11 protein-coding genes and 1 tRNA gene are annotated in these 13,441 nt (G+C 67.5%); 2 read left to right on the top strand and 10 right to left on the bottom strand.

Annotated features, from left to right (window positions below):
- Window positions 1-37 precede the first annotated feature (37 nt).
- Window positions 38-1,690 (top strand): methyl-accepting chemotaxis protein, encoded by a 1,653-nt coding sequence (locus tag AB3347_RS07630; RefSeq protein WP_369091187.1) that lies wholly within the window; start codon window positions 38-40, stop codon window positions 1,688-1,690.
- Window positions 1,691-1,714: 24 nt separating this feature from the next.
- Here the strand turns inward: AB3347_RS07630 and AB3347_RS07625 are convergent, their stop codons facing one another.
- Complete coding sequence (locus AB3347_RS07625) at window positions 1,715-2,302, bottom strand: hypothetical protein (RefSeq protein ID WP_369091186.1); 588 nt, start codon at window positions 2,300-2,302, stop codon at window positions 1,715-1,717.
- A 135-nt stretch (window positions 2,303-2,437) separates the two neighbouring features.
- Between AB3347_RS07625 and AB3347_RS07620 the strand changes: the two genes are divergently transcribed.
- Window positions 2,438-2,514 (top strand) — tRNA-Pro (locus AB3347_RS07620).
- Between the two features lie 98 nt (window positions 2,515-2,612).
- Here AB3347_RS07620 and AB3347_RS07615 read toward each other — a convergent pair.
- From AB3347_RS07615 to AB3347_RS07575, 9 genes are all read right to left on the bottom strand, one after another.
- The gene (locus AB3347_RS07615; RefSeq protein WP_369091185.1) at window positions 2,613-3,530 is read right to left on the bottom strand and encodes a hydroxymethylglutaryl-CoA lyase; all 918 of its coding nucleotides are present in this window, start codon (window positions 3,528-3,530) and stop codon (window positions 2,613-2,615) included.
- Between the two features lie 5 nt (window positions 3,531-3,535).
- Window positions 3,536-4,465 (bottom strand): 2-hydroxyacid dehydrogenase, encoded by a 930-nt coding sequence (locus AB3347_RS07610; protein ID WP_369091184.1) that lies wholly within the window; start codon window positions 4,463-4,465, stop codon window positions 3,536-3,538.
- A 29-nt stretch (window positions 4,466-4,494) separates the two neighbouring features.
- Window positions 4,495-6,516, bottom strand: a complete 2,022-nt coding sequence (locus AB3347_RS07605) for an acetyl-CoA carboxylase biotin carboxylase subunit (protein WP_369091183.1) — start codon at window positions 6,514-6,516, stop codon at window positions 4,495-4,497.
- 69 nt (window positions 6,517-6,585) lie between these two features.
- The gene (gene bioB, locus AB3347_RS07600) at window positions 6,586-7,617 is read right to left on the bottom strand and encodes a biotin synthase BioB (RefSeq protein ID WP_369091182.1); all 1,032 of its coding nucleotides are present in this window, start codon (window positions 7,615-7,617) and stop codon (window positions 6,586-6,588) included.
- Between the two features lie 11 nt (window positions 7,618-7,628).
- A complete protein-coding gene (gene bioD, locus AB3347_RS07595) occupies window positions 7,629-8,471 on the bottom strand; it encodes a dethiobiotin synthase (RefSeq protein ID WP_369091181.1) in 843 nt (280 codons plus the stop codon).
- Window positions 8,468-9,655 carry an 8-amino-7-oxononanoate synthase gene (gene bioF / locus AB3347_RS07590; protein WP_369091505.1) on the bottom strand — a complete coding sequence of 396 codons (1,188 nt, stop codon included), beginning with the start codon at window positions 9,653-9,655 and terminating at the stop codon, window positions 8,468-8,470. The genes bioD and bioF overlap by 4 nt, the downstream gene beginning before the upstream one ends.
- 5 nt (window positions 9,656-9,660) lie before the next feature.
- Window positions 9,661-11,001 (bottom strand): adenosylmethionine--8-amino-7-oxononanoate transaminase, encoded by a 1,341-nt coding sequence (gene bioA, locus AB3347_RS07585; protein WP_369091180.1) that lies wholly within the window; start codon window positions 10,999-11,001, stop codon window positions 9,661-9,663.
- A 28-nt stretch (window positions 11,002-11,029) separates the two neighbouring features.
- A complete protein-coding gene (locus tag AB3347_RS07580; RefSeq protein ID WP_369091179.1) occupies window positions 11,030-11,815 on the bottom strand; it encodes an enoyl-CoA hydratase/isomerase family protein in 786 nt (261 codons plus the stop codon).
- 14 nt (window positions 11,816-11,829) lie between these two features.
- Window positions 11,830-13,437 (bottom strand): carboxyl transferase domain-containing protein, encoded by a 1,608-nt coding sequence (locus AB3347_RS07575; protein ID WP_369091178.1) that lies wholly within the window; start codon window positions 13,435-13,437, stop codon window positions 11,830-11,832.
- Between the last annotated feature and the right edge of the window lie 4 nt (window positions 13,438-13,441).

The following is a 13,441-nucleotide window of genomic DNA, read 5'->3' as shown; positions in this document are numbered from 1 at the left end:
TCCTTCCCTTGAACCATCCCAGAGCGAAACCATTCACATGCTGCTATTTCAAAAAACAAGCATCAAGATCCGCCTCCTGTTCGTGATTGCCCTGCTTGGCATGGAGCTGATCGTCGGGGCCGCAGTCGGGCTGATCAGCCTGGGACATGCCAACGACGAGCTGCAGTCCCTGTACAGCGACCGCCTGGTCCGCCTGGGCCAGCTCGACCAGTTGGTGCGCAGCCTGAACCGCATCAAGTTCGATGCCGCCGAAGCACTGACGGCCGAGGCCGGACAGCTGCCCGCCCTGCTCGAGGACATCGGACACAACGACGCCATCGTCGAGCAGCAATGGAAGGCCTACACGAACGCCGCCATCGATGCCCGCGAACAGGTCCTGGTCGCGCGCTTCCTCGCGGCGCGCAGCGCCTTCGCCGAGCGCGGCCTGCAGCCCGCGATCGCGGCGCTGCGTGGCGCCGACATGGCAGGCGCCAGTGAGATCGTGCATGGCCCGCTGATCGAGACCTTCAAACCCGTGGCTGTCGCCATCGACGAGCTGATCCAGCTTCAGCTCGACGAGGGCCGCAAGTCGACCGAGGCGTCGCACGCGACCTTCGAGATCGTGCGCACGGTGTGCCTGTCCGGCATGGCGCTGGGCCTGGTGCTGGCCGGCATCGTCGGCGTCGCGCTGCTGCGCAGCATCGTGCATCCCCTCGAGCAGGCGGTGCGGATCGCCGGAGCGGTGGCCGGCGGCGACCTGACGCAGGAGATCGATGTGCAGGGCACCGACGAAACCGGCCGCCTGATGCGCGCGCTGAGCGACATGAACGAAGGATTGGCCGGCATCGTCGGCCGCGTGCGGGCCGGCACCGACACCATCGCGACCGCGTCCAGCCAGATCGCGGCAGGCAACCTGGACCTGTCGGCGCGTACCGAACAGCAGGCGGCGTCGCTCGAGCAGACCGCGGCTTCCATGGACGAGCTGACCTCGACCGTCAAGCAGAACGCGGACAATGCGCAGCTGGCGAACCAGCTGGCGCTGTCGGCGTCGGAAGTGGCCGGCAAGGGCGGCGCGGTGGTGGCGCAAGTCGTGCAGACCATGGCGGCGATCGATGCGTCGGCCACGCGCATCGGCAATATCATCGGCGTGATCGACGGCATTGCGTTCCAGACCAACCTGCTGGCCTTGAATGCCGCGGTGGAAGCGGCACGCGCCGGCGAGCAGGGCCGCGGCTTCGCCGTGGTCGCCAACGAGGTGCGCAACCTGGCCCAGCGCAGTGCCGCCGCCGCCAGGGAAATCAAGACGCTGATCGATGAATCGGTGCGCACGGTGAGCGAAGGCTCGGCACTGGTCGACCAGGCCGGCACGACCATGGAAGACATCGTGCGCAGCGTCGAGCGCGTGACCCACATCATGGCCGAGATCATGACGGCCAGCCGCGAACAGAGCGTCGGTATCGAACAGGTGAGCCAGGCCATCGTCCAGATGGACCAGGTCACCCAGCAAAACGCCGCCCTGGTCGAGGAGGCATCGGCCGCCGCCCAGGCCTTGCGCGAAGAGGCGGACAGCCTGGCGCACACGGTGGGCGCCTTCCACCTGCGTGCGCCGGCGAGCACGGGGCAGGACAGTGCGGCCCGGCAGATCGCGGCACAGCCCGGGCCGGGGCCACACGGCGGCCAGCGCCGGGACCTGCAAGCGCTGGCGCCCTGAAGCACGGGCAGCGCGCGACATCCTTTACCACTTGCAGCCGCTGTCCTTCTTGTCCATGGCGAGGAACAGCGGCGCCAGCAGGCCGCCCGGAATGCCGTCCTTGCAATTGCGGCGCTTGGCCTTGCTGATGGCCTTGGCGAACTTCGATTCCGTCTCCAGGGGCGGATCGGGGAATTGCGCGTTCGCCAATCCCTCCCGGCCCAGTCTGGTCTGACCGGCGAGTTGCCGCGCCGCTTGCCTGGCCGTATTCATGTCGAACTGCGGCGTCGCGCTATGCGCCGGCGCAGGTGCCGGTGTGTCGGCCGGCGCATCGGCCTGCTGGACCACGAAGGGATCGGATGGGGTTTCCTGCTGCGGCGAAGCAGGCACGGCAATGACGGGTTCAGGCGCCGACCTGCGTGCGCTGCGTGGCGCCGGCGCTTCCTGCCGCTGTGCCGGTGTCGGTTCGACGCGCGGCGGGGCCGGCGGGGCAATCCTCACGACGATCGCAGCAGGTGGTTCGGGCGCGGACGCCGGCAGGGAACCGCTATTCCGGTAGGCAAGCAGCAACAGGATGTGCACGCTCACGGACACGCCGATGCCGAACAGGAAGCGTTTGTTCCCTTGCATCATGCTTGCGTCACTGTGATCGGACCTTGCCAGACTCATCATGTTTTCGGCTGATTGTTGTCGAAGAATACGACAACAAGCCTTAATTTGGCCTGAAACCTTGACCTGGCAAGCCCGGCGCGGTATGATTCTTCTCCTCGGAGTGTAGCGCAGCCCGGTAGCGCATCTGGTTTGGGACCAGAGGGTCCAAGGTTCGAATCCTTGTACTCCGACCAGTATCAAGAAAAAGGCCGACAGCGAAAACTGTCGGCTTTTTTCGTTTCCGGGCCCTGTTTTTCTTCAGGCGGGCGGCATCGCCACCCGCCCAAAGAATTCAGCCTGCCCGCTTCGCGGCAATCGCATTCCCCGCCCGGCTCGCTCCCTTGCGACCGAGCTGCTGCGAGATGAACTGTCCCGCATCCACCACCTGGTCGAGGTCGATGCCGGTCTCGATGCCGAGCCCGTTCATCAGGTAGACCACGTCCTCGGTGGCGACATTGCCGGTCGCGCCTTTCGCATACGGGCAGCCGCCCAGGCCCGACACCGACGAGTGGAAGATCGCCACGCCGACTTCCAGCGCCGCGTAGATGTTGGCCAGCGCCTGGCCGTAGGTGTCGTGGAAGTGGCCGGACAGCTGCTGCAGCGGGAATTCCCGGCTTGCTGCCAGCATCACGGCCTGGGTCTTGCGCGCGGTCGAGACGCCGATGGTGTCGGCGATGTCGATCTCGTCGCAGCCGAGGTCGCGCATGCGGCGCACCACGTCGGCCACCGCATCCAGGGACACCTCGCCCTGGTACGGGCAGCCGAACGCGGTGCTGATCGAGCCGCGCAGGCGCAGCCTGTTCGCCTTGGCGGCCTGTGCCACCGGCTCGAAGCGCGCGATCGATTCGGCGATCGAGCAGTTGATGTTCTTCTGCGAGAAGGCTTCCGAGGCCGAGCCGAAGATCACGACTTCATCGGCTTTTGCTGCGAGTGCCGCTTCGAAGCCCTGCATGTTCGGCGTCAAGGCCGAGTAGATGGTGCCCGGCAGGCGTTCGATGCCGGCCATGACTTCGGCGCTGGTGGCCATCTGCGTCACCCACTTGGGCGAGACGAAGGACGCCGCCTCGACGTTGGCGAAACCGGCGCGCGCCAGGCGGTTTACCAGTTCGATCTTGACGGCGGCGGACAGCGCTTCCTTCTCGTTCTGCAGGCCGTCGCGCGGCCCCACTTCGACAATCTTGACCTTCTTCGGCAGGCTGGCTTGGTTCATGTCTTTCAATATCCTAGATCGCGGTCGACGACGTCGTCGACGGGTTGGCCGCTCTCCAGCTTCGCGATCTTGTCGGCGATCTGGAGCACGGCTTCGCGGCGCACGGTCAGCGCCGAGATATGCGGGGTGATGCTGATGCGCGGCTCGTTCCAGAACGGGTGCGGCGCCGGCAGCGGCTCGTGGCGGAACACGTCGAGCGTGGCGCCGGCGATGTGGCCGGAGCGGATCAGGGTCATCAGGTCGGGTTCGGCCAGGATGGCGCCGCGCGAGACGTTGATGAGATAAGCGCCCGGCTGCAGCTTGCCCAGGTTGTGGCGGTCGAGCAGGTTGGCGGTCTCGGGCGTCAGCGGCAGCATGCAGACCAGCACCCGCGTCCCGCGCAGAAACGAATCCAGCCCGTCCATGCCATGGAAGCATTCCACGCCAGGGATGTCCTTGGGCGTGCGGCTCCATCCGCGCACCGGAAAGCCGAACAGGCGCATCGCCTCCACCACCGGCAGGCCGAGCTTGCCGAGCCCCATGATCCCGACCGTGAAGTCGTCCTTGGGCGTGAGCGGCAGCGGGTCCCAGACACCTTGCCGGGCCTGTTGCTCGTAGTCGTCGAAGTGGCGGTAGTAGCGCAGCACCGCGTGCGCGACGTATTCCGCCATCTGCACGCCCATGCCGGCGTCGCCCAGGCGCACGAAGGGCACCGGCGGCAGCGCATCGCCCAGCTTGAGCAGGGCGTCGACGCCGGCGCCCATCAGGAAGATCGCCCGCACATGGGCAAGCTGGTCGAGCAGCTCGGGCGCGGGGCTCCACAATACCGCGTAGTCGCATGGCGGCAGGGCGGCGCCCTCCTTCCAGGCGACGGTCTCCACCTGCGGCATGACGGCGGCGAATTCGCGCGCCCATGGCTCGATCACGCCGTCTCCGCGGTACAGGAGTATGCGCATGTCTCCCCCTCTATATTCTTGTATTGGTATTACGCCGCCTTGAAAGCCAGCAGCGGCGCGCCGTCCGCCACCTGGTCGCCAACCTGGTACAGCACTTCTTCCACCAGGCCGTCGCTCGGCGCGGAAATCGTGTGTTCCATCTTCATCGCTTCCATGATCACGAGCGGCTCGCCCTTCTTGACTTCCTTGCCGGACGAGGCCAGCACCGCCACCACTTTACCCGGCATCGGCGCGGTCAGGCGTCCACCTGCGGCCTCGAGCTCGCCGGCGTGCGCCATCGGGTCATTGTACGCCAGGGTGTAATGACGGCCTCCGGTAAACACGTGGAACAGCTCGCCATCGCGGCGCACGCTGCCGTGCAGCGAGGTGTCGCCCAGGCGGATCGTCAGCTCGGCGCCTTCATGGCGGACCAGTTCGAGGCGCTGGCGCTCGCCGCCGGCATCGATCTCCCAGCCGTGAGCGCCATAGGTCAGGCCTACCTGGTAGCCTGCCTCGCCGCTGAATTCGTCGGCGAAGGACAGCACCCGGCGGTAGGCGCTGTTCATGCGCCAGCCGCGGGCCTGGGCCCACGGGTCGGCCGGATTAATGGATCCGCGCACGGTCTCGCTGCTGCTGAGCGCCAGCGCGGCCAGGGCCAGGGCGCCCAGCGGGGCGCTGGCAGGGGCCGGAAACAGCGTGGCGCCGTGGCGCTCGATCAGGCCGGTGTCCAGGTCGGCGCTCGAGAAGGCGTCGCCTTCGACCAGGCGCTTCAGGAAAGCGATGTTGGTCGCCAGGCCGACGATCTGGAATTCCGCCAGGGCCTGCGACATGCGCGCCAGGGCCTGGGTGCGGTCGGCGCCCCAGACGATCAGCTTGGCGATCATCGGGTCGTAGAAGGGCGAGATGGCGTCGCCTTCGCGCACGCCCGAGTCGACGCGCACCGCGGCGGGATTCGTCCCCGAAGCGCCCAGCTCGAACTCGACCGCCTGCGGGGTGTCCATGTGGCGCAGCGTGCCGATCGAGGGCAGGAAACCTTTTTCCGGGTTCTCGGCATAGACGCGCGCTTCGATCGCGTGGCCGTGGATGGCCAGCTCGTGCTGCTTCTTCGGCAGCGGCTCGCCAAAGGCCACCCGCAGCTGCCATTCGACCAGGTCGGTGCCGGTGATCATCTCGGTGACCGGATGTTCGACCTGCAGGCGGGTGTTCATCTCCATGAAGTAGAACGAGCCGTCCTGGTTGGCGATGAATTCCACCGTGCCGGCACCCACGTAGTCGACCGCGCGCGCGGCATTCACGGCCGCTTCGCCCATGGCGGCGCGGCGGTCCTGGGTCATGCCCGGGGCCGGCGCTTCTTCCAGCACCTTCTGGTGGCGGCGCTGCACCGAGCAGTCGCGCTCGTGCAGGTAGACGCAGTTGCCGTGGGTGTCGGCGAACACCTGGATCTCGATGTGGCGCGGGCGGATCAGGTATTTCTCGACCAGCACCTTGTCGTCGCCAAAGGAACTGATCGCTTCGCGCTTGCACGAGGCCAGCGCGGCTTCGAAGTCTTCCGAGCGCTCGACCACGCGCATGCCCTTGCCGCCGCCGCCGGCGCTGGCCTTGAGCAGCACCGGATAGCCGATCCGGTCGGCCTGCTCGCGCAGGAAGGCAGGGTCCTGCTGGTCGCCATGGTAGCCCGGCACCAGCGGCACGTTGGCGCCTTCCATCAGCTGCTTGGCGGCCGACTTGGAACCCATCGCACGCATCGAGGAACCCGGCGGACCGATGAAGACCAGGCCGGCGGCCTGCACGGCTTCGGCGAATTCCGCGTTCTCGGACAGGAAGCCGTAGCCCGGGTGGATCGCCTGGGCGCCCGTGGCCTTGGCCACCTCGATGATCTTCTGGCCGCGCAGGTAGCTGTCCTTGGCCGCGCTCGGGCCGATCAGCACCGCCTCATCGCAGACCGCCACGTGCTTCGAGCCCGCGTCGGCTTCCGAGTACACGGCGACGGTGCGGATACCCATGCGGCGCGCGGTGGCGGCGACACGGCAGGCGATTTCGCCACGGTTGGCGATGAGGATTTTGGTGAACATGCGTTGGTCTTTCGCTTCTTCGGTTTAGGTTCATGGCGGCCGTGTCTCCCCGGCCGCGTTCGCAAAAAATTAGCAGCCGCAGGCAGCCTTGGCCGCCGACTCCAGCGTCGCGGCGCGCGTCTTCAGGCCCAGCTTCTCGAGCAGCACGCGGTCGTCGTCCGCTTCCGGGTTGCCGGTGGTGAGCAGCTTGTCGCCGTAGAAGATCGAATTCGCGCCGGCCATGAAGCACATCGCCTGCACGGCTTCGCCCAGTTCGCGGCGGCCGGCCGACAGGCGCACGCGCGCCTGCGGCATGGTGATGCGGGCCACGGCGATGGTGCGCACGAATTCGATCGGGTCGAGTTTTTCCACGCCATGCAGCGGCGTGCCCTCGACCTGCACCAGGTGGTTGACCGGCACCGATTCCGGATACGGGTTCAGGTTGGCCAGCTGGGCGATCAGGCCGGCGCGCTGCTCGCGCGTCTCGCCCATGCCCACGATGCCGCCGCAGCAGACCTTCAGGCCGGCGCTGCGCACGCGGCCCAGCGTGTCCAGGCGGTCCTGGTATTCGCGGGTCGAGATCACGTTGTTATAGAAATCCGGCGCGGTGTCGATGTTGTGGTTGTAGTAGTCCAGGCCCGCTTTTTTCAGCTGTTCGGCCTGGCCTTCTTCCAGCATGCCCAGGGTGGCGCAGGTTTCCATGCCGAGCGCCTTCACTTCGCGCACCATGGTCTCGACCTTCTCCATGTCGCGTTCCTTCGGGCTGCGCCATGCCGCGCCCATGCAGAAGCGGGTGGCGCCATTGGCCTTGGCTTCGCGCGCCGCATCCAGCACGGTGTCGAGGTCGAGGATCTTCTTGGCTTCGACGCCGGTGTCGTAGCGCGCGGCCTGCGGGCAGTAGCCGCAGTCTTCCTCGCAGCCGCCGGTCTTGATCGACAGCAGGGTGGCCAGCTCGACGTCGCCGTCGGGGAAGTTGGCGCGGTGCGCTTCCTGGGCGCGGTGCATCAGTTCGTTGAACGGCAGTTCGAACAGGGCCAGCACGTCGGCCAGCGGCCAGGTGGCGTTGTCCGCCTGCTTGATGGCGACAGGGCGGTGGAGGGCGACGGTATTCGTTTGGGACATCTTGGTTTTCCTTAGGTCTGGACGCGCGGGGAATGCCAGCCCGGCAGTCCCGCGAGGTCGATATATTCTGCGGCGGCTTCGGCCGTCGGGTTCTCCAGGCGGGGCACGTGGCCCAGCAGCGGCGCCGGAATGCGTTGTTCCAGCGCGTCGATGTTGTCAAGCTCGAAGCGCATATCGGGGTCGACCGTGTTGGCGACCCAGCCGGCCAGCACCAGGCCGCGCGCCACGATGGCCTCCACGGTGAGCAAGGCATGGCTGATGCAGCCCAGGCGCATGCCCACCACCAGGATCACCGGCAGGTTGAGCTGGGCGGCCAGGTCGGCGCTGTCGAAATCGTCGTTGAAGGGCACCCGGAATCCGCCCACGCCTTCGACCACCACCGCATCCGAGGCCGCCTGGATTTCGGTGTAGGCGGCCAGGATCGGCACCGGTTCGATGATCACGCCCTCGAGGGCGGCGGCGATGTGCGGCGCCGCCGGTTCCTTCAGCATGAAGGGCGTCGTGATGCTGGATGGAAGGTGCACGTTGCCGGCAGCGCGCAGCATGTCGGCGTCTTCGTTGTGGAGCTCGCCGTCGCGCAGCTCGGCGCCGGCCGCCACCGGCTTCATGCCGCAGGCGCGGCGGCCGCTGGCCGCCAGCTTGTGCAGGATCGCGGCCGAGATCAAGGTCTTGCCGATCTCGGTATCGGTGCCGGTCACGAAGCAGCAGAAGCGCGAAGGCACGGCATCCAGGGCCAGCGCTTCCGGTTGCGGCTCGGCGGGCGCTTCGGTCGCGACCGGGGCGCCGGCGCTTCCCGGCACCGTGAGCACGGGCGTCAAGGCCAGCGGTTGGTCGGGTTCGTTCAGGTTCTTCATGCGGTGGCCCTTTCCAGTTCGTTCAGCGCGCGTGCCAGCAGCGCCACGTCGTCGTGGGTGTGCGCGGCCGACAGGGTCACGCGCAGGCGCGCCGTGCCCGGCGCCACGGTCGGCGGACGGATCGCCGGCACCCACAGGCTCTGCTCGTGCAGGCCGGCGGCCACGCGCAGCGCGTCCTCGTTGCTGCCGATGATCACCGGCTGGATCGCGGTACGCGAGGGCAGCAGCTGCCAGCGTTGCAGGCGCAGCGCATCCTGCAGGTGCTCCACCAGTGCCGCCAGGTGGGCGCGGCGCTGCACGCCTTCGTCGCCGCCGATGATGTCGAGGCTGGCCTGCAGCGCATGCGCCAGCGCCGGCGGTGCGGCCGTGGTGTAGATGTAGGGGCGGGCGCGCTGCACCAGCAGTTCGATCACGCTGGCGTGCGCCGCAACGAAGGCGCCGCCCACGCCGGCCGCTTTTCCAAGCGTGCCGATGTAGACCAGGTTGGGCGAGCGCAGCCCGAAATGCTCGAGCGCGCCGCGGCCATGCTCTCCCAGCACGCCGAAGCCATGGGCGTCGTCGACCACCAGCCAGGCCCCAAGGCGTTCGCACAGGGCCAGCAGCGCGGGCAGCGGCGCCAGGTCGCCGTCCATGCTGAACACGCTGTCGGTGACGACGATCCTGGTCGCCGCCGTGCTGGCGGCCAGCTGCCGTTCGAGCGCCGCGACGTCGCCGTGCGGATAGACCGCGACGCCGGCCTTGGCCAGGCGCGCGCCGTCGATCAGCGAGGCGTGGTTCAGCGCTTCCGAAAAGATCATTGCGTCGGCATCCGCGCCCAGCGCGGTGAGCACCGCCAGGTTGGCCATGTAGCCGGTGCACAGGTACAAGGCGCGCGCCTGGTCGATGTGCGGCGCCAGCCATTCGCCGAAGCGCGTTTCGAGCAGTGCGTGCGCGCGGCTGTGGCCACTGACGAGGTGCGAGGCGCCGCTGCCGGCGCCATAGCGCGCCGCGCCTTCCTGCAGCGCCGCGATCACGGCAGGGTGTGCCGCCAGGCTGAGGTAGTCGTTGCTGCAGAAGGCCAGCATGGCGCGACCGTCGACCACCTGGCGCGGCGCGCAGGGGCTGTCGGCCACGCGCAGGCGGCGCGTCAGGCTCTGCGTTGCCAGTGCGTCGAGCTTGCGGTCGATGTCGGCGATCAGGTCCATCATGCTCAGCCCGCGATCACCGACTCGAACACCTTCTGCGTGCGCGCGGCCAGGCCGGCGACATCCTCGTCGTCCAGCACGTAGGGCGGCATCAGGTAGACGGTGCGGCCGATCGGGCGCAGCAGCAGTTCGTTCTCCACGGCGGTGGTGAAGAAGCGGCGCGCAAAGCTCGACGCGCGCGCAGCATCAGGCTCGACCGCGTCGAAGGCGAAGATCATGCCGCGCTGGCGGAAGTGCTGTGCGCGCTCGTGCTCGGCCAGCGGCGCCAGCGCGATGGTCAGCCTGGTGGCCAGCTCGCGGTTGCGGTTCAGCACGTCGTCTTCCTCGAAGATCTCGAGCGTGGCCAGGGCCGCGCGGCAGGCCAGCGGATTGCCGGTGTAGGAGTGCGAGTGCAGGAAGCCGCGGGTAATGTCTTCGCTATAGAAGGCCTGGTAGATGGCGTCGCTGGTGAGCACCAGCGAGAGCGGCAGGTAGCCGCCGCTGATGCCTTTCGACAGGCACAGGAAGTCCGGCCAGATGGCTGCCTGCTCGCAGGCGAAGAAGGTGCCGGTGCGGCCGCAGCCGACCGCGATCTCGTCGGCGATCAGGTGCACGTGGTGCTGGTCGCACAGCTCGCGCAGCAGTTCCAGGTAGAGCGGGTCGTACATCGCCATGCCGGTGGCGCACTGCACCAGCGGCTCGACGATGATGGCCGCGATCTTGTCGCCGCGCTCTTCGAACAGGGTGCGCACGGCTGCAATGGCGCGTCGGGCGACGTCCTGCGCCGATTCGCCCTCTTGCGCGTTGCGCGCGTCCGGCGCCGGCACCACGTGCGAGGCGCGCAGCAGCGGGCCGTAGGCGTCCTTGAACAGCGGCACGTCGGTGACGGCAAGCGCGCCGATGGTCTCGCCGTGGTAGCTGCCCTGCAGGCAGACGAATTCCTGCTTGGACGAATGGCCGGCGTTGCGCCAGGCGTGGAAGCTCATCTTCATCGCGATCTCGACCGCCGACGCGCCGTCGGAGGCGTAGAAGGCGTGGCCGAGGTTGTGGCCGGTGAGGGCCGCGAGTTTTTCCGACAGCTCGATCACCGGCTCGTGGGTGAAGCCGGCCAGCATCGCGTGTTCCAGCTTGTCCAGCTGCTGCTTCAGCGCCGCATTGATGCGCGGGTTGGCGTGGCCGAACAGGTTGACCCACCAGGAGCTGATGCCGTCCAGGTAGCGGCGGCCTTCGTGGTCGTACAGCCACGGCCCCTTGCCATGGCTGACCGCGATCAGCGGCACCTCTTCGTGGTGCTGCATCTGGGTGCACGGGTGCCACACGCTGCGCAGGCTGCGTGCGATCCAGTCGGAAGAGGTTTGCTGCTTCACAATCAATCCAATACTTAATACTGTTTACTTAATTTAGCCAGGTCGGCTTGCGCTTCTCGAGGAAGGAAGCGACGCCTTCGCGGCCCTCCATGGATGCGCGGATTTCCGCGATGCGGTTGGCCGTATCGGCCAGCAGCGCGTCGTCGACCGGCTGGCCCACGACCTCGCGCACCAGCTTTTTCGCCTGCACCACGGCGTTCGGACTGTTCGTCACCAGGCTCTTCACGATGCCGGCCACGGTGGCGTCCAGCGCCTCCGCCGGCACGACCTCGTGGGCGAAGCCGATGCGATGCGCTTCCCTGGCGTCGAAGCGCTCGGCGGTGAGGAAGTAGCGGCGCGAAGCCTGCTCGCCCATGGCCTTGATGACGTAGGGCGAGATGGTGGCCGGGATCAGGCCCAGTTTCACTTCGGACAGGCAGAAGTGCGCCACCTCGCTGGCGACCACGATGTCGCAGGCGGCCACCAGGCCCATGCCGCCGGCGTAGCAGTCGCCCTGCACCTTGGCGACCGTGGGCTTCGGGCACAGGTAGATGGTGCGCAGCATGTCGGCCAGGCGCGCGGCATCCTGCTGGTTCTCGCTGTGCGAGTAGCCGGCCATCTTCTTCATCCAGTTCAGGTCGGCGCCGGCGCAGAAGGCCGGGCCGTTGGCGGCCAGCACGATGGCGCGCACCTGTTCATTGCGTCCGAGTTCGTCGAAGGCCAGCGCCAGTTCCGCGATGGCGTGCTCGTTGAAGGCATTGCGCAGGTCGGGACGGTTGAGGGTGACGGCGGCCACCTTGTCGTCGATCGCGACGGTCAGCGTCTGGTATTCCATGTTCTTGTTCTCCCTTACATGCGGAACACGCCGAACTTGGTGTCCTCGATCGGCGCGTTCAGCGCGGCCGAGAGACCCAGGCCCAGCACGGTGCGGGTGTCGGCCGGGTCGATCACGCCGTCGTCCCACAGGCGCGCCGACGCATAATAGGGGTGGCCCTGGTGCTCGTACTGCTCCTTGATCGGCTGCTTGAAGGCCGCTTCTTCCTCGGGCGACCACTGGCCGCCCTTGCCTTCGATGCCGTCGCGTTTTACTGTCGCCAGCACCGAGGCCGCCTGGTCGCCGCCCATCACCGAGATGCGCGCGTTCGGCCACATCCACAGGAAGCGCGGAGAGAACGCGCGCCCGCACATGCCGTAGTTGCCGGCGCCGAAGGAGCCGCCGATGATCACGGTGAACTTCGGCACCGAGGCGGTGGCGACGGCCGTGACCATCTTGGCGCCGTTGCGGGCGATGCCTTCGTTCTCGTACTTGCGGCCGACCATGAAGCCCGTGATATTTTGCAGGAACACCAGCGGAATCTTGCGCTGGCAGCACAGCTCGATGAAGTGGGCGCCCTTGAGCGCCGACTCCGAGAACAGGATGCCGTTGTTGGCGATGATGCCGACCTTCATGCCGTAGATGTGGGCAAAGCCGCACACCAGCGTGGTGCCGTAGCGCGCCTTGAACTCGTCGAATTCGCTGCCGTCGACCACGCGCGCGATCACTTCGCGCACGTCGAACGGCTTGCGGGTATCGACCGGGATCACGCCGTACAGTTCTTCCGACGCGTATTTCGGTTCCACGCTTTCGCGCAGCGCGCCTTGTTGCGGCTTGACGCGGTTCAGGTTCGACACGATGGTGCGCGCCAGCGACAGCGCGTGCAGGTCGTTCTGCGCCAGGTGGTCGGCCACGCCCGACAGGCGGGTATGGACGTCGCCGCCGCCCAGGTCTTCGGCGGTGACCACTTCGCCGGTGGCCGCCTTTACCAGCGGCGGGCCGCCCAGGAAAATGGTGCCCTGTTCCTTGACGATGATCGATTCGTCGCTCATGGCCGGCACGTAGGCGCCGCCGGCGGTGCAGGAGCCCATCACCACCGCGATCTGCGGGATGCCCTTGGCGGAGAGATTCGCCTGGTTATAGAAGATGCGGCCGAAGTGGTCGCGGTCCGGGAATACGTCGTCCTGGTTCGGCAGGTTGGCGCCGCCCGAGTCGACCAGGTAGATGCAGGGCAGGTGGTTCTGCTCGGCGATCTCCTGGGCGCGCAGGTGTTTTTTGACCGTCATCGGGTAGTAGGTACCGCCCTTGACGGTGGCGTCGTTACAGACGATCACGCATTCCTGGCCGGCCACACGGCCGATGCCGGTGATGATCCCGGCGCTTGGCGCCGCACCCTCGTACATCTCGTAGGCGGCCAGTTGCGAGAACTCGAGGAAGGGCGTGCCCGGGTCGAGCAGCATCTGCACGCGGTCGCGCGGCAGCAGCTTGCCGCGGGCGACGTGCTTGGCGCTCGCGGCTTCGCCGCCGCCCTGGGCCATCTGCGCGACCTTGGCGCGCAGGTCGTCGACGATGGCTTGCATGGCCGCGGCGTTGGCTTTGAAATCTTCACCGCGCGGATTCAGTTTGCTCTCGATCTGGGGCATTGCC

It is taken from the genome of Massilia sp. X63, assembly GCF_041023745.1.
Taxonomy (GTDB): domain Bacteria; phylum Pseudomonadota; class Gammaproteobacteria; order Burkholderiales; family Burkholderiaceae_D; genus Telluria.
This window is presented reverse-complemented; position numbering and strand designations above follow the sequence as displayed.